The organism is Jejuia sp. G7-7 (assembly GCF_055808955.1).
The window spans coordinates 1,815,651-1,833,849 of sequence record NZ_JBVVSZ010000002.1; the positions used below are offsets into that span (position 1 = coordinate 1,815,651).

At 31.2% G+C, this 18,199-nt stretch carries 22 protein-coding genes and 1 pseudogene; 5 read left to right on the forward strand and 18 right to left on the reverse strand.

Annotated elements, in window-relative coordinates; translation table 11 throughout:
• Positions 1-2: 2 nt before the first annotated feature.
• From AC0L5U_RS18555 to AC0L5U_RS18625, 15 genes and pseudogenes are all read right to left on the reverse strand, one after another.
• Positions 3-554, reverse strand: coding sequence for a sigma-70 family RNA polymerase sigma factor (locus AC0L5U_RS18555; protein ID WP_473417917.1), 552 nt, complete (start codon positions 552-554; stop codon positions 3-5).
• 321 nt (positions 555-875) lie between these two features.
• On the reverse strand, positions 876-1,322 hold the full coding sequence (locus tag AC0L5U_RS18560; protein ID WP_473418333.1) for a DUF2071 domain-containing protein: 447 nt from the start codon (positions 1,320-1,322) through the stop codon (positions 876-878).
• On the reverse strand, positions 1,319-1,573 hold the full coding sequence (locus AC0L5U_RS18565) for a DUF2071 domain-containing protein (protein ID WP_473417918.1): 255 nt from the start codon (positions 1,571-1,573) through the stop codon (positions 1,319-1,321). Before AC0L5U_RS18565 ends, AC0L5U_RS18560 begins: the two co-directional genes overlap by 4 nt.
• A 4-nt stretch (positions 1,574-1,577) precedes the next feature.
• A complete protein-coding gene (locus AC0L5U_RS18570) occupies positions 1,578-2,267 on the reverse strand; it encodes a TIGR01777 family oxidoreductase (protein WP_473417919.1) in 690 nt (229 codons plus the stop codon).
• Complete coding sequence (locus AC0L5U_RS18575; protein ID WP_473417920.1) at positions 2,237-2,476, reverse strand: hypothetical protein; 240 nt, start codon at positions 2,474-2,476, stop codon at positions 2,237-2,239. The genes AC0L5U_RS18570 and AC0L5U_RS18575 overlap by 31 nt, the downstream gene beginning before the upstream one ends.
• 11 nt (positions 2,477-2,487) lie before the next feature.
• Entirely contained in the window at positions 2,488-2,877 is a 390-nt protein-coding gene (locus AC0L5U_RS18580; RefSeq protein WP_473417921.1) for a hypothetical protein, read from the reverse strand.
• Between the two features lie 21 nt (positions 2,878-2,898).
• Positions 2,899-3,090: pseudogene (locus AC0L5U_RS18585) on the reverse strand (class I SAM-dependent methyltransferase); the annotation flags it as partial.
• Positions 3,048-3,359: a class I SAM-dependent methyltransferase gene (locus tag AC0L5U_RS18590; RefSeq protein WP_473417922.1), complete on the reverse strand. Its 312-nt coding sequence runs from the start codon at positions 3,357-3,359 to the stop codon at positions 3,048-3,050. The pseudogene AC0L5U_RS18585 and the gene AC0L5U_RS18590, both read right to left, overlap by 43 nt.
• Positions 3,360-3,370: 11 nt before the next feature.
• Positions 3,371-3,811 carry a hypothetical protein gene (locus AC0L5U_RS18595; protein WP_473417923.1) on the reverse strand — a complete coding sequence of 147 codons (441 nt, stop codon included), beginning with the start codon at positions 3,809-3,811 and terminating at the stop codon, positions 3,371-3,373.
• A gap of 383 nt (positions 3,812-4,194) precedes the next feature.
• Positions 4,195-4,698 carry a GbsR/MarR family transcriptional regulator gene (locus tag AC0L5U_RS18600; protein ID WP_473417924.1) on the reverse strand — a complete coding sequence of 168 codons (504 nt, stop codon included), beginning with the start codon at positions 4,696-4,698 and terminating at the stop codon, positions 4,195-4,197.
• 144 nt (positions 4,699-4,842) lie between these two features.
• Positions 4,843-6,003: a T9SS type A sorting domain-containing protein gene (locus AC0L5U_RS18605; protein ID WP_473417925.1), complete on the reverse strand. Its 1,161-nt coding sequence runs from the start codon at positions 6,001-6,003 to the stop codon at positions 4,843-4,845.
• A gap of 86 nt (positions 6,004-6,089) precedes the next feature.
• On the reverse strand, positions 6,090-6,872 hold the full coding sequence (locus tag AC0L5U_RS18610; protein ID WP_473417926.1) for a hypothetical protein: 783 nt from the start codon (positions 6,870-6,872) through the stop codon (positions 6,090-6,092).
• Positions 6,873-6,900: 28 nt separating this feature from the next.
• Complete coding sequence (locus tag AC0L5U_RS18615) at positions 6,901-8,940, reverse strand: M3 family metallopeptidase (protein ID WP_473417927.1); 2,040 nt, start codon at positions 8,938-8,940, stop codon at positions 6,901-6,903.
• Positions 8,941-9,093: 153 nt separating this feature from the next.
• The gene (purE, locus tag AC0L5U_RS18620) at positions 9,094-9,576 is read right to left on the reverse strand and encodes a 5-(carboxyamino)imidazole ribonucleotide mutase (RefSeq protein WP_473417928.1); all 483 of its coding nucleotides are present in this window, start codon (positions 9,574-9,576) and stop codon (positions 9,094-9,096) included.
• Positions 9,577-9,578: 2 nt separating this feature from the next.
• On the reverse strand, positions 9,579-10,733 hold the full coding sequence (locus AC0L5U_RS18625; protein ID WP_473417929.1) for a 5-(carboxyamino)imidazole ribonucleotide synthase: 1,155 nt from the start codon (positions 10,731-10,733) through the stop codon (positions 9,579-9,581).
• Between the two features lie 256 nt (positions 10,734-10,989).
• Between AC0L5U_RS18625 and AC0L5U_RS18630 the strand changes: the two genes are divergently transcribed.
• From AC0L5U_RS18630 to AC0L5U_RS18650, 5 genes are all read left to right on the forward strand, one after another.
• Complete coding sequence (locus AC0L5U_RS18630) at positions 10,990-11,919, forward strand: T9SS type A sorting domain-containing protein (protein ID WP_473417930.1); 930 nt, start codon at positions 10,990-10,992, stop codon at positions 11,917-11,919.
• A gap of 159 nt (positions 11,920-12,078) precedes the next feature.
• Positions 12,079-13,188, forward strand: coding sequence for an adenylate kinase (locus AC0L5U_RS18635; protein ID WP_473417931.1), 1,110 nt, complete (start codon positions 12,079-12,081; stop codon positions 13,186-13,188).
• 125 nt (positions 13,189-13,313) lie between these two features.
• A complete protein-coding gene (obgE, locus tag AC0L5U_RS18640; RefSeq protein WP_473417932.1) occupies positions 13,314-14,312 on the forward strand; it encodes a GTPase ObgE in 999 nt (332 codons plus the stop codon).
• Positions 14,313-14,361: 49 nt separating this feature from the next.
• Positions 14,362-15,075, forward strand: coding sequence for an ion transporter (locus tag AC0L5U_RS18645; RefSeq protein WP_473417933.1), 714 nt, complete (start codon positions 14,362-14,364; stop codon positions 15,073-15,075).
• A 74-nt stretch (positions 15,076-15,149) separates the two neighbouring features.
• Complete coding sequence (locus AC0L5U_RS18650) at positions 15,150-15,671, forward strand: DUF4136 domain-containing protein (RefSeq protein WP_473417934.1); 522 nt, start codon at positions 15,150-15,152, stop codon at positions 15,669-15,671.
• Between the two features lie 45 nt (positions 15,672-15,716).
• Here AC0L5U_RS18650 and AC0L5U_RS18655 read toward each other — a convergent pair whose 3' ends face one another.
• From AC0L5U_RS18655 to AC0L5U_RS18665, 3 genes are all read right to left on the reverse strand, one after another.
• Positions 15,717-17,132: a T9SS type A sorting domain-containing protein gene (locus AC0L5U_RS18655; RefSeq protein ID WP_473417935.1), complete on the reverse strand. Its 1,416-nt coding sequence runs from the start codon at positions 17,130-17,132 to the stop codon at positions 15,717-15,719.
• Position 17,133: 1 nt separating this feature from the next.
• A complete protein-coding gene (locus tag AC0L5U_RS18660; protein ID WP_473417936.1) occupies positions 17,134-17,646 on the reverse strand; it encodes a hypothetical protein in 513 nt (170 codons plus the stop codon).
• Positions 17,647-17,729: 83 nt separating this feature from the next.
• Positions 17,730-18,101: a DoxX family protein gene (locus AC0L5U_RS18665; protein ID WP_473417937.1), complete on the reverse strand. Its 372-nt coding sequence runs from the start codon at positions 18,099-18,101 to the stop codon at positions 17,730-17,732.
• Between the last annotated feature and the right edge of the window lie 98 nt (positions 18,102-18,199).

The following is an 18,199-nucleotide window of genomic DNA, read 5'->3' on the forward strand; positions in this document are numbered from 1 at the left end:
AATCAAAACCAATTTTCATTTAAGCAATCAGCCATAGCAGTTCGAGCTCTATGAATGATTACCCAGAGGTTAGACGCCGTAATATTTAATTCATTACAAATAACTTCAGTTTCATAATTAAGAATTGTTTTCATCTTAAAAACGTCAGCTTGTTTCTGGGGTAGCTTCTCTAAACAATTATGAATAGCATCTCCAAGTTCGTTATTTTGCAGGGTATCTTCGGCAGTTTTATCAAACGGGTCAGCAACACGTTCTTCTAACCAATCTCCTTCACTTTCACTATCCTTATAATTAATTCTAACCTCAGCTTTTCCTTTATTAGAATTAATTTTCCGATAATGATCAATAATTTTTCGCTTCAAAATAGAGATCAGCCAAGTGCGCTCACTAGCTTCTCCCTTAAAGTTTTTCATAGATTTCAGACCTGCCAAAAACGTTTCAGACACTAAATCTTGAGCAATCTCACGATCACTAACACGCGTAATGGTGTAGTTAAAAAGATAATCAGAATAAAGGTCAATCCACTTATTAGGATCAATTTGATGTTTTGGCATTAATGAAGCAATTTTTCTTTTGAAACCCAAAAATAAGCTAAAAAAATGAATTTCCTAAAATGTAAGTTTAGTACAGCATAATTATTTTAGACGTTACCCCTAGGGTCGGGCTATTCGTTACAAGTCCTCGTACCTCCTTTGTCGCGCTGTGGGCTTTCCTCTGCTGTCCCTAACGCGCATATCCGCCAACTAAATACTACCTTTAACATTTTTACTATTTGCTACAATTTTTTATGTAATATCCAAAACTCTTTATATGCAGCCCAGAAAGTAGCGTATAAAAAGATATTTTATGATATTAAATTCTCTGGTTTTGAGGTTTTAATTTTGAAGTCTTTTTTTATTTTTAACACTAATCTCTGAACCAATAGCAAGAATTACTGAGTCTGGTTGTAATTGATTAAGAAATTTGAAATCGTTTCCATATGTACTTTCAAAATCAACATCAATTTTAAAATTTTTTACATTTAAATGTTCCCAAGTAGGGTGTATTACTTCATATTCAAAAGTTTTATCGTGATGTTTTGTATATCCAAAATAATGTTCGGTGATGAAGGCTTCAGTAGAATTTTCAACTATTTCTAAAGGCTCTGTTTCGGTTTGCACAGAAATCGATTGCCATTTATTATTTAAAAACCATTGATATTCAAACTTATTGAATGTTTCTCTGTAAAGCCATGAGTGTTTCATTTTAAGAGTTTGATAATGCTCCTTGTAAAGAGAATTGGCAATAAAAGTTATGAGTGGTTTAGGAACTATTTCCTTTATAAAAACAACACCTCTTTTTTATTTCTTTTTACATAAAATCTAAGATTTACTTCTTCAAAATTAATATGGTTAATTAGTTTTATGCCAAGAACTTTGGTGTTTATAAACTTAAAGCCCACCAAACTCACATAGCATTTGTTGTTAAACAAATCTAGTTCTGTTCCTTTAGGAATGTATGGTTTTAATACTTCTGGATTTACTTCATAATTTACAAGAATGAGGTTTTTCCAATGGGCTTTGAGAAATGTCATAATTTTATTTGTTAAGATTATAAAGAGCATTTTCAATGTTTTGATATTGAAATTTAAAACCATTATCCAAAAGCCTTTTAGGAATTACATTTCTACTTTTTAAAACAAGCTCTGTTTCTGTACCAATTAATTTAGCTCCTAGTTTGAGTAATGGTTTTGGGTGAGAAATTCCAAAAGGAATTTTTAAAACTTTCCTTAATGATTTCATCAAAGTAACATTGTTGGTTGGTTTAGGGACTGATAAGTTAAAAGCACCATTTAAATCATTACGATGTATTAAAAAATCTACAGCTTTTGAAAAATCTAGTTCATGAATCCAACTTACTTTTTGTTGGCCGCTGCCTTGTTTTCCGCCTAATACAAACTTAGTTAGATTTTTAAGCGGAATTAAAGCACCACCTTTTTTACCCAGAACAATAGATGTTCTTAAAATTACTTTTCTAGTATTAGGAGTTGTTATTGAATTAAAGGCAGCTTCCCAAGATTTGGCAATATTCATTGAAAAATCATTTCCAATGCCTCCATCAGCTTCAGTCATTTCTTTATCATAAGATTCTTTGTAAATTGTGGCTGTAGATGAATTAAGCCATACTTTTGGTGGATTTTCGCAAAGGTTAATTGCTAAACCTAGAACATGAGTAGAATCTATTCTTGAATCATGAATTAGTTTTTTGTTTTTTTGGTGTATCGACAATCCACAGATTTACCAGTAAGATTAATTAATGCCTCAACACCTTCAAGAGCTTTTATCCATGGTCCTAAATTTTTAGCATTCCAATGAATATCGTTTTGTTGTTTTGGATTTCTTGTTAGAATTTTTACCGTGAAATCTTTTTTTGAAAAATAAGTTTCTAAAGATTTCCCTAAAAATCCGCTCCCTCCGGCAATAATTATTTTTTTCATTGTTTTGTTATTTAGTGCACGTTATGATGTAGTAGCCAAAACTCTTCATATGCAATCCAGAAAGCGATTGCGTAAAATGAACCTTTTAAATTATGTAAACTTTCTCGTTTTAGGGTTTTAGACTGAAAAAGTTGTTTTAATGCGAATCCTATAATAGCAAAAGGTACATGTAATACAGAAGGTGCAACTCTAAATGATGCATCTTCAACCCCAACGGTTTTAAAGCCTTGAGCTTTGATTTTTTGAACCATATTTTCAATAGTTTCTAATTTTTCAATACTCCAATGATTACATAGTTTGTTGTATGCGTAAGAGCTACCAGTACAAAATTTTGAAGGGTCTTTTTTTAGAAAAGCATCGGCAATTACTAATTTACCATTTGACTTTAAAAGGCGATACACCTCTTTTATTGAACTTTTACTATGACCAGAATGACAGAAGCTTTCAATTGCAATAGCAGCATTGAATGTTTCATTTGGAAAAGAGGTGTTGTTATAATTTTCTTTTAAAATAGTGCCATTATAGCCTTTTAATAATTCGTTACCCTTTTTAATTTGAAAATCAGACAGTGTTATACCGAAAGCAGATAGTTTTTTGTGTTTTTTAAAACATATCTTATACTACCACCCATACCGCATCCTAAGTCAATTAATGTACTCTTATTGTTTACGATTTTTAGCTTTTTTAGAATTTGATTATTCATTTCGTTGAGCATGTTATCTCTTTTAAATGGATTGGTTTTAAAAAGTATAAAGTAACCAAAGTGCATATTGAAATCTTTACTCCAGAATTCGTAATCTTCAGTAGCTTCATTATAGAAATCAATCATTTCTATTCGGTTATTTTCTGCTTTTTCTTGTAAATTTATTGTTGTGGATTTCATAATCTTAGTTTTTAAAGATTGAAATAGAAAATCAAGTTATATATGAAAAGCCAAGTATAAACAATGGCGAAAAGTGTAAATAAACTATTCATAAAATAACTTCCTATTTTGAAAATTAATTTTTTAGGAATTTCATACATAGGGTAGTATGCAATTTGAGTCGCTACTTTTCCAACCCAATAGGCTGCAATTAATCCAGTAATGGCAATTGCTAAAGCGGTATGGTTTTTTAAATCATTTGGAATTAAAATGGCTATTAACCCAAAAGAAAAGTTTAAACCTTGAATATATCTCCCATAAGTTTTAGCTATTTCTTGATTTAAAGGTTTTAGTTGTTTTACATCATTGTACCAATCAAATACTTGATGTCTTATGTATGGGTAAATTAGTGCTGTAAATATTTGACCACATCCACCAAGGATGATTAGCCAATTAGGAATTTGATAGTTCATAGTTTTTGATTTTATAGGTTAAGTATAAATGTAATAATGCTAAAAACACAGAAACAAACATCCAAACAAACATTAATTCTAACTCGTTTATACCATTACTTTTCGCCAATTTGAAAATTATTATTGACGATACAGTTGTTATAAAGTAGGTAATAAATAGTGTTTTATTTTTCTTTGATAGCCTATTAAAATGATTAATAATTTGTAAACTCATTATGATTTGAGTCAAACCCAGAATTGGAAGTGCAATAATCCCTCCCCAAAATGTAAAGCAGAGTAAAATGGTAATTAGTACTAACCAACTATTTATTTTATATAATTTTTTCATAGTTACATTTATTATTGTACTTTCAGAAATTACTGAAAGTACATTTTAAATTTTTTTATTTAATCAATTTCAACAACGACTTAGTTATCCAGTTTTGTTCTTGGTTTACAATTTTATTCATCATTGTGTCTGCCGTTTCAGCTAAATCATGTAATGCTTTAGTTTGTTTTATAAGCTCTTTTGTTTTGGCTGTGCCATCATCTTTAATAGAAGACACGTCTTTTAGAACCTTAATTACTGGCTTAATCTCTCTTCGGCTACGTTCTTTGGCGATGTGTCTTGCTAATTCTTGTACATCTTTTTCAGTAGTAAAAAACTCTTTCCGTTCTCCAGGAATTAATTCTTTAGTCACAATGCCCCAATCCATCAACTGCCTTAAATTCATGCTCGTGTTGCCACGAGAAATTTTAAGTTCTTCCATAATCTCTTCCATAGAAAGGGCTTTTGTTGAAATAAAAAGCAACGATTGTATTTGCGCCATAGCTTTGTTTATGCCCCATAATGTGCCTAAACTTCCCCATGTACTTATAAATTTATCTTTTGCTTCTTGGTATTCCAAAACTTCTTTTCTTTTAATTATAAAACAAATATATAAATAATTTCTAAACTTTCAATAATTATTAAAAGTTTATTTTGAATGAAAAATTTACAGTAATAGGATATTTACGTTCCACTACTGTAAATTGAAATGATACTTTATAGTTTAATTTTTAATTAATTTAAAATTACCGCCATCTTCAAGTTTTAAAAAGTAAATTCCGTTTCTAAGCGCTTTAACAGATATATAATCTGAAGAACTAACTTGTCCATTTTGTACTTTTTTCCCTGTTACGTTGTATATAACATAATCAGAAGTCTGCTTTAAACCTTTAAGTTTTACAAAATCGTTTGAAGGATTAGGGAACAACGTAGCAGTAACTTTATTTTGAAATTCATCTACACTTAATAAGGTGCTCAAATCGGTTTTAAAAAGTAGAAATTTGGATGCATCACTATTCTCTCCGTAAGTATATAGTGTGTTTGTTCCATTAGTTATACACTCGTAACCAAAAGCATCTAAACCATTATATTCAATATTATCGGTTATAACTGTAGCGCTAGGTGTTGTATCAGTAATATTAATTCTTGAAATAGTATTAGCAAAATCGGTAAAATATATAAAATCTTCAAGGTTAGTACCTGCATGGGTGTTAATTGCATTGTAGTATAGGGAAGGCGTTGCTGGAGTATTGGATGTAACATCTAGAGTGTATAACTGCCATGGGCCACCCTCAGAACCTTGTTTTTCTTGAGCAAAAATGAAAAGGGTATTATCCTTAAATGTTATATCTTCAATATTAAAATATTGGTCATACAAAATAGTTTTTGTGGGACTGCTTCCTGAAACATCTACGACTGAAATATCAGCTTGGTTTAATGTCAAATCAGGGTTAAAAGTAACTTCAGATATATAAAACTTAGTAGCAGTTGTATTTGCTTCCATCTGAAAAGGAGCATTTAGTCCTGTAGCTATAACTGTTGGAGTGGGGCTACTTTGTGCTAAATCAATTTTAGAAAGTTTCCCTGTATTGGGATCTAAATTACTATTTGCAGCTTCAATATAGAAAAGTTCAGATCCAATGAATTTTAGAGTTGTTGGATTAACAAGACTAGTTAATACATCAACCAATGGTCCATTAACAACTTCAGGATCTGTTTTAACAATTTTACCAGCTTCTACAAGAATAAAATACAGCTCATTATTGTAAAAAGCCATATCGAAAGGTAATTCTGGTAAGTTTTCATGTTGGAGTGTTGATGTAATTTGTGAGTTTACGTTCGTGAACAATATAAGACATAGAAGTGAAAGGGTAGTGGTTTTCATAATAAAGGTGTTAAGTTTATTATGCATCGTGTCAATTAAAAAATGTCATCATTATTTAATAGAAATATATAAAATGAAAGAGAAATTTATTTCATTTGAAAATGAAGATGATCATCATGACGAACTGCTTGGCACCCATGAAAACGTATTCTGTTTTCATTCTGAAAACCTAAAAATTTTTTAAGATGAGGTTCAATAAATATTTTCTGAGTTGATTTAATCGATAGTAGCTGATGAATCAAAATTGTAGTATTTTCTTTATCAAAACTTAAATTATCATTTGTACCGAAAGACAAGTACTTTGAAAAATTATACTGCCAATACCCTTTTTCAATACAAGAATTTGAAGAGTAATTTTGGTCTGTATTTGTATAAACCCCATAACCAGAAACAGAAGGTTTTTTAGTTGTTGAATTTCCATGATTATCTAAATACATAAATGAAATGTCTATCTTTTTGCCATCATTATGGCTTAAGTGAGGTAGTAAAGGAAAACCATCTATAAACGGAAAGTTAGCATCCAAATAAGTTATTGAAATTCCAGATTTAAAGAGTGAATGAGCAGAATTTTTCAATTCTGTTTTTAGGTTTGAATTTACATAATTTCTGAACAGCAAAGGATACAGCCAATTTCTGGGTCTTAATTCTGCGCTAAACACAGGCAAATTCTCTCTTTTAAATTGTTTGGCAATTGGCGGAATGATAAATAGATTGAAACTCAAGTATAGTATAGGAAATATATAGCGCTTTCTCCTTTTTAATTTATGAGAAAGCACCAACGATAAAACCCAAATAACACCTCCAACTTGAGTTAATACAGTCAGGAAAATAAAAACGAATAAGTGTTTTAGTAGTTTAAAAAACTTCATTAACCCCTAAACGTTTAAATACATAAACTTATTTCACTAATCCAGCACGCCTCAACAAAGCTTCTGGCTTAGGTTCTTGTCCTCTAAAACGTTTGTAAAGCGTCATAGGGTTTTCAGTACCACCTTGACTAAGTACATTATCTTTAAATTTATTAGCTACCGTTTTATTAAAAATACCCTCTTCTTTAAAATATTCAAAAGCATCAGCATCTAAAACTTCAGCCCATTTGTAACTGTAATATCCAGAAGAATAGCCACCTTGAAAAATATGAGCGAATGCTGTACTCATGCAGGTTTCTTTTGTTTCAGGATATAAAGATGTATTTTTAAACGCATCATTCTCAAAAGCCTTTACATCTTTTATAGTTTCTGGAGACTCTCCAGCGTGCCAATTCATATCTAGTAAGCCAAAACTTAATTGACGTAATGTTTGCATACCTTCATGGAATGTAGCTGATGCTTTTATTTTTTCAACTAAATCCATCGGGATAACTTCTCCAGTTTCATAATGCGTTGCAAATAACTCTAATGCTTCTTTTTCATAACACCAGTTTTCCATAACCTGACTTGGTAATTCTACAAAATCCCAAAATACGCTTGTTCCAGATAAACTAGGGTAGGTCGTGTTTGCCAACATGCCGTGTAATGCATGACCAAACTCATGAAATAACGTGGTAACTTCATTAAAAGTTAATAGAGAGGGTTTTGTTTTTGTGGGTTTGGTAAAATTGCAAACATTAGAAATGTGAGGTCTGCTATTTTTTCCATTCTTAATGAATTGTGGTTTGTAAACTGTCATCCATGCACCGTTGCGTTTCCCTGGTCTTGGAAAAAAATCAGCATAAAATATGGAAATAAAATCGCCTTTAGTATTTGTGACTTTATAGGTTAAAACATCTTCATGATATTTATCAATAGTATCAATTTCTTCAAAATGTAAATCGAATAATTTATTGGCAATTATAAAAGCACCATCAATTACATTTTCTAATTTGAAGTAGGGTTTTAATAATTCGTCATTTAGACTAAATAGCTTTTGTTTTAGTTTTTCAGAATAATAAGCACCATCCCATTTTTGAAGTTGCTCAATACCATCCAGTTCTTTCGCAAAATTCTCTAGGTTTTTGAATTCGCTTTCTGCAGCTGGTTTTGCTTTCTTCAATAAATCATTTGAAAATTTTAAAACAGTTTCAGGTGTTTCTGCCATTCGCTCTTCTAAAACAAAATGTGCATGGGTTTTATAACCTAATAAATTTGCGCGCTTGTGCCTCAGTCTAACAATTTCAAGTACGTTTTCTTGATTGTCTAAATCATCTCCCTTAAAAGATTTACTGCCTGCCGCTAAAGTCATTTTTTTACGTAGTTCGCGATTATCAGCATAAGTCACAAAAGGAATATAGCTTGGATAATCTAAAGTGATTAACCAACCATTTTTGTCTTTAGATTCTGCTAATTGTTTAGCAGCCTCTTTAGCGCCATCAGGCAAACCAGCTAAATCAGATTCATTTGTAATTAGTAATTCAAACTTATTAGTTTCAGCTAAAATATTCTCGCCGAATTTTAATTTTAACTGACTTAATTTTTTATCAATTTCTCGAAGTTTTTCTTTTTTATCTTCTGATAAATTAGCACCGTTTCTAGAAAAACCTTTATATTTTTTATCTAGTAATGTGGTTTGTTCTACAGTTAAATTTAAATCAGGTTTAGTTTCATAAACTGCTTTAACACGTTTAAATAAATCTTCATTTAAAGTAATATCATTACTGAATTCTGAAAGTAAAGGGGACACTTCTTGTGCAATCTTTTGAATTGTTTCATTGGTTTCAGCTGAATTCAAATTGAAAAAAACACTAGAGATTCTATCTAACTGTTCTCCTGAAAAATCTAAAGCTTCAATGGTATTTTCAAAGGTCGGTTCAGCTTCATTATTTGTAATTTCATCAATTTCAGATTTAGCATCAGCGATAGCTTTTTTAAAAGCTGGAAGAAAATCTTCGTTTTTAATTTTAGAAAAAGGCGCTGTATTATATGGTGTTTGAAAGCTGTTTGTCAGTATGTTATGAGTCATTTTTGATAAAGAAATGTTAAAGTTTGATATTTATTATGCATGCACAGTAAAATAGATGTATTTTTGCGCAGATTTTTCAGAGGAGTTAACTTATAACTCTTAAGGATTATTGTTAATAGCTAATGAAACCTCAGCATTTTTGTTGGGGTTTCTCTATTTTAAATCCTTAGCAGATTCATTCACTTTAATTTTTAATCCCTCTTTATAAGCAACTATTTTATCCAAAACACAAGTATCATTTGCACCAATAATTTGAGCTGCTAATATACCAGCATTTTTTGCACCATTCAATGCAACAGTAGCTACAGGAACACCTCCTGGCATTTGTAAAATGGATAGTATAGAATCCCAACCATCAATAGAGTTACTGCTTTTTACAGGAACACCAATTACAGGAAGAGGGGATAAGGATGCAATCATTCCGGGTAAATGTGCAGCACCACCAGCTCCTGCAACAATAACAGCAAACCCTCTAGTATGGGCATTTTTACCGTAATCGAATAATTTTTCTGGAGTTCTGTGAGCCGAAACGATATCAACTTCAACTTCAATATCAAAACCTTTTAAGATGTCTATTGCATCTTGCATTACTGGGAGGTCGCTTTTACTTCCCATAATTACACCTACTTTACCCATAACTATTCGCTTATTACTTTAATAGATTTTTTAACTTCTTCAGCAACTCGTCTTGCTTCATTTAAATTTTCATTAACAATGGTAACATGACCCATTTTACGAAACGGACGTGTTTGCTTTTTACCATAAATATGCGGTGTTACACCATCCATTTTCATGATGTTTTCAATATTTTTATAAATAACATTACCTGTATGTCCTTCTGCTCCTACTAAGTTTACCATTACTCCTCCAACTTTACTATCAGTTCTTCCCAAAGGTAAATCTAAAATAGCACGAATGTGTTGCTCAAATTGAGAAGTGTAACTTGCTTCTATAGTTTGATGTCCAGAGTTGTGAGGTCTAGGAGCGACTTCGTTTACTAATATTTTGTTATTTTCTGTTTGAAACATTTCAACGGCTAACAACCCTACATGATTAAATGCTTTAGACACTTTTATAGCAACTTCTTCTGCTTTTTTTGCAACTTCGTTTGAAATTCTAGCAGGACAAATAACATACTCCACTTGGTTTGCTTCTGGATGAAATTCCATTTCAACTACAGGATACGTTTTTGTTTCTCCTGAGGCACTTCTAGCCACAATTACAGCCAATTCGTTTTTAAACGGAATTAAATCTTCAGCAATACATTCTCCTTTAGGTAAGCCTTCTAAATCTGATAATTTTCTAACTACTTTTACACCATTACCATCATAACCAAACTGAGCTGCCTTCCATACAAACGGCAATTCTAAGCCTCCATTATCAATAGCATCTTCAATTTCAGATAGGTAAGCAAATCGAGTAAATTCAGAAGTAGGAATGTCATTATCTCGATAAAACAATTTTTGCTTTGCCTTGTTTTGAATGGTGCGTAATGTTTGAGAAGCTGGATATACTTTAATACCTTCTTTTTCTAAAGCTTCAAGCGCATCAACATTTACGTTTTCAATCTCAATAGTTAATACATCTACTTGTTTTCCGAAGTTATAAACTGCATTATAATCCATTAAATCTCCTTGATGAAATTCATCACAGGCAATTTTACTTGGAGCTTGATTACTTGCATCTAAGATACAAGTGTAAATATCAAATTTTCTTGTGTTGTAAAGTAACATTTTACCTAGTTGGCCACCACCGAGTATGCCTAATTTGAAATTTGAAGAAAAGTAGTTCATTAATCCTTTTTTATTGAAATTATAAATTACCTAATGTTGCAAAAATACACTTAAATATGAAATGAATTGTTACAAATGATTGTTAGTTTTTAGAATAGTGCTAAAAGCTTTCAAACCCTTTTAATACTTGATTCTTCGGTGAATTGAATGAAAAAAAGGACATAATTTTCGATGATGTGATCAAAAACCTAGACGTATTATTTGCATTAAGTATTAGGTTTGTACAGTACCTAAATTATGATTAAAAATCAATATTATGATAAAGACTACTTTTTTAAAATATCTAAGCGTTTTACTGGTCGTTGTTATCTCCTCTAGTTTATGCTTTGGAAGTAATACAAAAGAATCTAAAGTGTATAACGCTAACTCAACGATGTTTACTACTGTTTCCAATTTACCTTATAATTTGCCTTTAACAGCAGATTTTACGGTAATGGCAAAAATCAAAATTAACGTTAAAGGTTCAACGTTGTTTTCATGGTCTAATGAAAGTGGACAAGTATTTTCATCCATTACCATTACAGATGATTATAAATTAAAATTTGAAATTCCTGCAATAGGTTACAGTATCGTTTCAAATGCATCATTAGAATCTGGATGTCATCACATAGCTGTAGTTTGTGATAAAGGAAGAATTACCTTGTATATTAATGGTGAAGAAGAAATATCAACTCAAATTAATTTGGTTGAATTATATGGTTTAATGGGGAGTATAAACCCAGAAACAATCAAAGGTAATTTAGCTAATTCAGGAGGTTTTGATATTAGTGAATTTGCTCTTTTTAAAAACCCCTTAGTACAATTAGTTATTCAACAACTTATTTCATCTCCACCAGTAATTACTTCTGACGTTGAAATAGGTTTATTATTGGCCCTAAATTTTAATATGCCTGGAATGCCATTTTCAGGATTAGGTCCAAATTTTCAAGCAGAAGTTTGTAGCACCCTTTCATCAAAAGATTTAGAAACACATACACTTAAAGTATACCCAAATCCAGCATCGGAATACATAAAGGTTTCTAAAGATTTTTTGAATAAGCCATATAAAGTTTATAATATCGTTGGCAAAGAACTTATGTCTGGTAAATTAAATCAAAGAGGTTCAATTGATATAAAATTTTTAAAAAACGGTGTTTATTTCTTAAGTATTGATGCTAAGCATTCTGTTAAGTTTATAAAAAAATAAGTTTCTAACTAAAAAGTGAAAAGAGTCATAGCTTAATTGTTATGACTTTTTTTTGTTTTCAATATTTTAGGAAGACTGACGTTTCTGGCAAAACAAACATAAAAAATCGGTAATAGTTAATCTATTGATTATCTTTGCGACTTTCAAATTTAACTTTAGGTGATAAAACTTCACGACAAATATTTTAAACCATTTATTTCTGCTGCTGAAATTGAAACTGCTGTTGATAAATTAGTTGCCGAAATTGCAAATGATATTGGTAACGAAATTCCAGTTTTTGTGGGTATTTTAAATGGGTCGTTTATGTTAACCAGCGATTTTGTGAAGAAATATCCTAAACCATGCGAAGTTACATTTGTTAAATTAGCTTCATATGAAGGTGTAAAGTCGAGCGAAGATATTCAAAGATTGATTGGATTAACGCAAGATTTAACAGGACGTACAGTAATCATTTTAGAAGATATTATTGATACAGGAAAAACTTTAGCAGAAGTACATCGTATTTTTAAAAATGAAAATGTAAAATCGCTTAAAATTGCTACGCTTTTTTATAAACCTGAAGCCTACAAAAAAGATTTTAAATTACATTATATAGGTATAAAAATTCCTAATAAATTCATAGTTGGTTACGGATTAGACTATGATAATTTAGGTAGGGATTTACCTGAAGTATATCAAATTAAAGAAACACAACACATGACAAACTTAGTGCTATTTGGCCCTCCAGGAGCAGGGAAAGGAACGCAAGCAGAATTTTTAAAAGAGAAATATAATTTGGTGCATATTTCAACAGGAGATGTTTTTAGATTCAATATTAAAAATGAAACGGCTTTAGGTATGTTAGCCAAATCATATATTGATAAAGGTGCATTAGTTCCAGACCAAGTTACTATAGATATGTTGAATGCTGAGGTTGAAAAAAATGCTGATGCTAATGGTTTTATTTTTGATGGATTTCCACGTACAAATGCTCAAGCAGATGCTTTAGATAAATTAATGGACAGCAAAGATTCTCAAATTAACGCGATGATTGCTTTAGAAGTTGATGATGAAGTTTTAGTAAAACGTTTGTTAGAAAGAGGAAAAACAAGCGGACGTGCTGATGATGCTGATGAATCTGTGATTAGAAACAGAATTAAAGTATATTATAATGAAACTGCCATTTTAAAAGATTACTATACAGCTCAAGATAAATATTTTGGTGTTGATGGTGTTGGCAGTATTAAAGATATAACGGTACGATTAAGTACTGTTATTAATAATTTGTAAATTTTTGCTAAAGCAGAAATCTAGCAATAAAAACTATAACTTTTAATTGAAGTTATAGTTTTTATATTTTAAAAGTAAGAGTAGCAAAACTCTTAACTGTTAACTTGTAACTTTTAACTTGAATCATGACTGAAGGAAATTTTGTCGATTATGTAAAAATGTTTGTCTCTTCTGGAAAAGGAGGACAAGGGTCTGCACATCTACATCGTGAAAAGTATATTACTAAAGGAGGACCCGATGGTGGTGATGGTGGTCGTGGTGGTCATGTTATTGTTAGAGGAAAATCAGACCTTTGGACATTACTTCATTTAAAGTTTAAAAAACATAGTCGTGCAGGTCATGGCGAGCATGGGAGTAAAAGTAGAAGTTCAGGAGCCGATGGAGAAGATGTTTATGTTGATGTGCCTCTTGGAACTGTTATTAGAGATACAGAAACTAATGAGATTCTCTTCGAAATAACTAAAGATGGCGAAGAAAAAATTGTAGTTGAAGGTGGTAAAGGAGGTTTAGGAAACTGGCATTTTAAATCTTCAACAAATCAAACTCCAAGATACGCTCAACCTGGTATGCCGGTTGAAGAGAAGTACATTACCATGGAATTGAAAGTGCTTGCCGATGTTGGTTTGGTAGGTTTTCCTAATGCAGGAAAATCTACATTGCTTTCGGTGGTAACTTCAGCGAAACCTAAAATTGCTGATTACGAGTTTACAACCTTAAAGCCCAATTTAGGAATTGTAGAATACCGAGATTTTAAAACTTTTGTGATGGCAGATATTCCGGGGATAATCGAGGGTGCTGCAGAAGGTAAAGGCTTGGGACATTATTTTTTACGTCACATAGAACGTAACTCGGTATTATTATTTTTAATCCCAGCCGATGCTGATGATATTAAAAAACAATACGATATTCTTTTAGATGAATTGAAACGTTATAATCCAGAAATGCTTGATAAGGAGCGTATTATCGCAATTTCTAAAAGTGATATGTTGGATGAAGAACTTAAAGCTGAATTAAAAATAGAGTTGGATAACGAACTTCCTATTCCTTACTTATTTATTTCTTCGGTTGCGCAACAAGGTATTACAGAGTTGAAGGATAAACTTTGGAGTATTTTGAATGATTAAATGTATTCAATTATTTTTTTGTTTTTTTACAGTATAATCAGGTTTCCATATGAAACAGTATATCAAAAGTATTGTAGAGATTAATGATAATAAAAAAAGTAGATACTTCGCTTTTTTTATACAAGGCTTAATTTTAATATCTGTCATTACATTTTCAATTGAGACTATTCCAGATTTAAAACCTCAAACCAAAGTTATACTTCAGTCTATTGAATGGTTTAGTGTCATCATTTTTTCTTTAGAATATGTGTTAAGAATTTATGTTGCTGATAGTAAACCAAAATTCATTTTTAGCTTTTTTGGAATAATTGATTTTCTTGCCATTTTACCTTTTTACTTGTCTTTTGGTGTGGACTTACGTTCACTAAGAGCATTACGTTTTTTGCGTCTGTTTAGAATTTTAAAATTGGTGCGCTACAATAGAGCCATGAATCATTTTACATCGGCTATAAAATCAGCAAAAGAAGAAATTTTCTTATTCATATTTATCACATTAATCTTAATATATTTCTCGGCTGTTGGTATTTATTATTTTGAAAATGAAGCACAGCCAGAGCATTTCTCTTCAATATTTGATAGTCTATGGTGGGCAATAATTACTTTGACAACTGTAGGTTACGGCGATGTGTATCCCATTACAGTAGGCGGGAAGGTCTTTACATTTATTATTCTTATGATTGGTTTAGGTATTGTAGCTATACCCACAGGGATTATTTCTTCAGCACTTACAAAATCTGTGGATAAGAAAATAGAAGAGCATTAAGTTTTCTACACTAAATGTTTTAAGTAAAGCATTGTGGAATAATTTTTGATTAAATTTATTCAAAAATTAAAACTATGAAACGATTTCTAGGTATTACTTTATTGGTGTTTTTTGTGTCCTGTGCTCCAATTTATGTAAACTACGATTATGATAAAGCTGTAGATTTTTCAAAATATAAAACGTATCAGTATTTTGGAGATTTAGAAACAGGCTTAAGCCAATTGGATACAAAACGTTTATTAGATGCAATAGATGTTAAAATGAAGGCAAACGGATTTACTGTTTCTGAAAATCCAGATTTCCTGATAGATATAAAAAGTACCGAGTTTCAAGGCCCGCAACGACAAACTGTTGGTGTTGGAGTAGGAGGCGGTGGCGGAAACGTTGGAGGTGGAATTTCCATAGGGTTACCCATAGGGCAAGCAGAAATAAACCGACAAATTACCATCGATTTTGTAGATGAAAAAGGTAAAGGATTGTTTTGGCAAGCTGTAAGCGAGTCTAGTTTCAACCCAAGAGCAACACCAGAAAAACGCGAAGCACGACTTAATGCTATTGTGGAAAAAATATTCAAGAAATATCCTCCTAAAAAGTAATTAAGACGTAGCACTATTTGTTATTCCTGAGAAGGCAGAAATCTATTAATTTTTAACCAACCTTTTACTGGCAATTAAAGTAGAATTAGAGTAAAAGTTTGCTACATAAATACCTGAACTTAAATTGCTAATATCTACTGTTATATTTTCGTAATTTGAGATGTTTAGTGATTTTATTGTTTTACCATCCAAACTAGTAATATCAACTTTTACTGCAATAGTATTATTACTTTCTATTTTGAAATTCATAATATCGTTAGTTGGATTTGGATACAACGAAATATTATAATTATTTTCTTTTACACTAATATCATCGATACTTAATGCAGAGTAATTAATAGTCCAAGTAACTGTGTAAACATGGGTTGTGTTGTGGTTGTCAACTTTCAGCATAGGGCTGTCATCATAAACAACAGCCGTTAATGTGTTGGCACCTTCATTTAAATCAGCTTCTAAAATCGATATATCGTCTACATCAGTTCCAACGTTAGCGCCATTTAATGTCCATTCACTTTTTAAAGTATTAGGAACGGTTTTAATAAGATTCAATTCAAAATTTAAAGGAAAAGTAGGGTTGTCAACTGTAACATTATTAGGTAAATACGAATCTATTGGAGATATTAAATCATGAATTTTTTCAATAATTCCTTCTGTACAAACAGGGCAAAATGATTTAGTAATATCCCTCATGATACAATTTTGATGTGGCCTATACCAATCCTTTAAATTACCATCAAAGTCTTCATGTTGATAAATACCAATGTTATTTGAGTTTATCCAATTTTTCCACCTTACAGAACTAGTATTTGTCTCTTGAGTCATATTAATGGCTTCTCCAGCTAACACATCTCCTGGGTAATATTCATCTTTTAAATCAAACATAGAGTGACCAACTTCATGAATAGTTACAGCCGCTCCCCAATACCCATTGTATGCCATAGGAAAATCGCCTCCACTACCTCCGTATTCACTTGAATTTACAATAATGATTGCTTGGTCATATTCTGGCAAATTTGATGCTAAAACTGAGTTTATTATTAGTTCTGTATTGTTGGTATTATTACCATCTATTTCATAATATAATCTTCTATGATTACCAAAAGAATCATAAGTGGCATTAAAATAGGTGTTTACAAAAACGGGAGTTGCTCCAGACTCATCAACATCAGTAGCATTAGCAGGATGGTCAGCACCACTTTGGCTAGATGGCACCCTAACCGCGTAGACATTAAAATAATCTTTGTATGCGTTAAATGGAGCTTGTCCAAACATTTCAGTTACAAATTTATTAGCATCAATAATAAATTGATCTAATTCAGTAGATTGGTAACCTTCACTCAGAATAACAAGATTAATACGTTTGCTTTTTTCGCCTGATAACAGAAGTGTCTCGGTTGGGAAAACTTGAGCTTTAACTAACGTTGTAGCCAAAATACATATTAAAACTATAAAATATTTCATGTTATTCTAAAGTTGTTTTAATGAGTTTTTTTGTGTGCTCTAAAGTATCTAAAACTTTACTTATTTCAATATACTTTGTGTTGGGGTGTAATTGTAATCTCAAAGACAATGGGACATTATTTTGTCTTACTTGTCTCATTTTAAAGTTAAGGGAGTCATCAACAACTTCAATAAATTTGATAAAAGGGTTTTTAATAAATACTGAATATAGAGGGGAAGATTTTTTATCTAACTGAGTACATTTTAAATCTCCAATTGATGGTTTCGCAATAAACTTATTACTTCTATGCTTTAGTTTTCCATCAACAACAGAGTGGTTGATGTAGTCTACTTTAGTTGTTTCAGACTTTGCTTTAGAAAGTGTATAATTGATAAATAAAAGCCTAGGTTTTTTGTCTAAATCAATACCATCTATAACGGTTGTTTTTGAAGCACAAGAAATTGTACTAAAAACTAATATTAGTAGGATTAGAGTTTTTATGTAATTACCAATTTTGGGGCGGTAGTAATACATGTTGCTTTTTATTAGAACTATGCAAAGTTAAGAAAATTAAAAAAGAGGCATTTAATACCTCTTTTTTAATGTTGTAATCAGGGTTAACTCAGTAAGCCCTTGTACTTATCTTTATATCCGTAAAGGACTAAAATATTTAAAATCAATAACACCAAAGCCCCTGGGATACTCTCTGGTGCTAGTGTGGCGTGAAATAAGACTGCATTAACAGAAATACTCATTAAAATTAACGCTAATAATGCTCCAAATTTGTTAAAGATTAGAGCTAAACCTGCAACAATTTCTACAATTGCAACTAATGTTAATGTTTTTGTATTTACCAATGCGCCAAAATAAGCTCCTGCATCAGCAGACATTTCTTCCATAGGAATAAAATGGAAAAATTTGTTTAGCCCAAACACTAAAACGAACAGTCCAAGAAGTATTCTTAGAACCATAAAAACTTTTGAATTCATAATGCTATATGTATTAGTTAGTACTTTGAAAGATAGTTAATTATAAATAAAACTATCTTGGGCTTTGTCGGGCCGAAACACTCAAACTAACAAATACA

Coding starts and splice junctions, on each gene's coding strand:
- AC0L5U_RS18625 (WP_473417929.1), bottom strand. CDS start 10,733: ATGAACTACTTTTCTTCAAATTTCAAATTAGGCATACTCGGTGGTGGC.
- AC0L5U_RS18660 (WP_473417936.1), bottom strand. CDS start 17,646: ATGTATTACTACCGCCCCAAAATTGGTAATTACATAAAAACTCTAATC.
- AC0L5U_RS18655 (WP_473417935.1), bottom strand. CDS start 17,132: ATGAAATATTTTATAGTTTTAATATGTATTTTGGCTACAACGTTAGTT.
- AC0L5U_RS18650 (WP_473417934.1), top strand. CDS start 15,150: ATGAAACGATTTCTAGGTATTACTTTATTGGTGTTTTTTGTGTCCTGT.
- obgE (WP_473417932.1), top strand. CDS start 13,314: ATGACTGAAGGAAATTTTGTCGATTATGTAAAAATGTTTGTCTCTTCT.
- AC0L5U_RS18575 (WP_473417920.1), bottom strand. CDS start 2,476: ATGAAAAAAATAATTATTGCCGGAGGGAGCGGATTTTTAGGGAAATCT.
- AC0L5U_RS18565 (WP_473417918.1), bottom strand. CDS start 1,573: ATGACATTTCTCAAAGCCCATTGGAAAAACCTCATTCTTGTAAATTAT.
- AC0L5U_RS18605 (WP_473417925.1), bottom strand. CDS start 6,003: ATGAAAACCACTACCCTTTCACTTCTATGTCTTATATTGTTCACGAAC.
- AC0L5U_RS18595 (WP_473417923.1), bottom strand. CDS start 3,811: ATGAACTATCAAATTCCTAATTGGCTAATCATCCTTGGTGGATGTGGT.
- AC0L5U_RS18610 (WP_473417926.1), bottom strand. CDS start 6,872: ATGAAGTTTTTTAAACTACTAAAACACTTATTCGTTTTTATTTTCCTG.
- purE (WP_473417928.1), bottom strand. CDS start 9,576: ATGGGTAAAGTAGGTGTAATTATGGGAAGTAAAAGCGACCTCCCAGTA.
- AC0L5U_RS18555 (WP_473417917.1), bottom strand. CDS start 554: ATGCCAAAACATCAAATTGATCCTAATAAGTGGATTGACCTTTATTCT.
- AC0L5U_RS18665 (WP_473417937.1), bottom strand. CDS start 18,101: ATGAATTCAAAAGTTTTTATGGTTCTAAGAATACTTCTTGGACTGTTC.
- AC0L5U_RS18590 (WP_473417922.1), bottom strand. CDS start 3,359: ATGAAATCCACAACAATAAATTTACAAGAAAAAGCAGAAAATAACCGA.
- AC0L5U_RS18615 (WP_473417927.1), bottom strand. CDS start 8,940: ATGACTCATAACATACTGACAAACAGCTTTCAAACACCATATAATACA.
- AC0L5U_RS18630 (WP_473417930.1), top strand. CDS start 10,990: ATGATAAAGACTACTTTTTTAAAATATCTAAGCGTTTTACTGGTCGTT.
- AC0L5U_RS18645 (WP_473417933.1), top strand. CDS start 14,362: ATGAAACAGTATATCAAAAGTATTGTAGAGATTAATGATAATAAAAAA.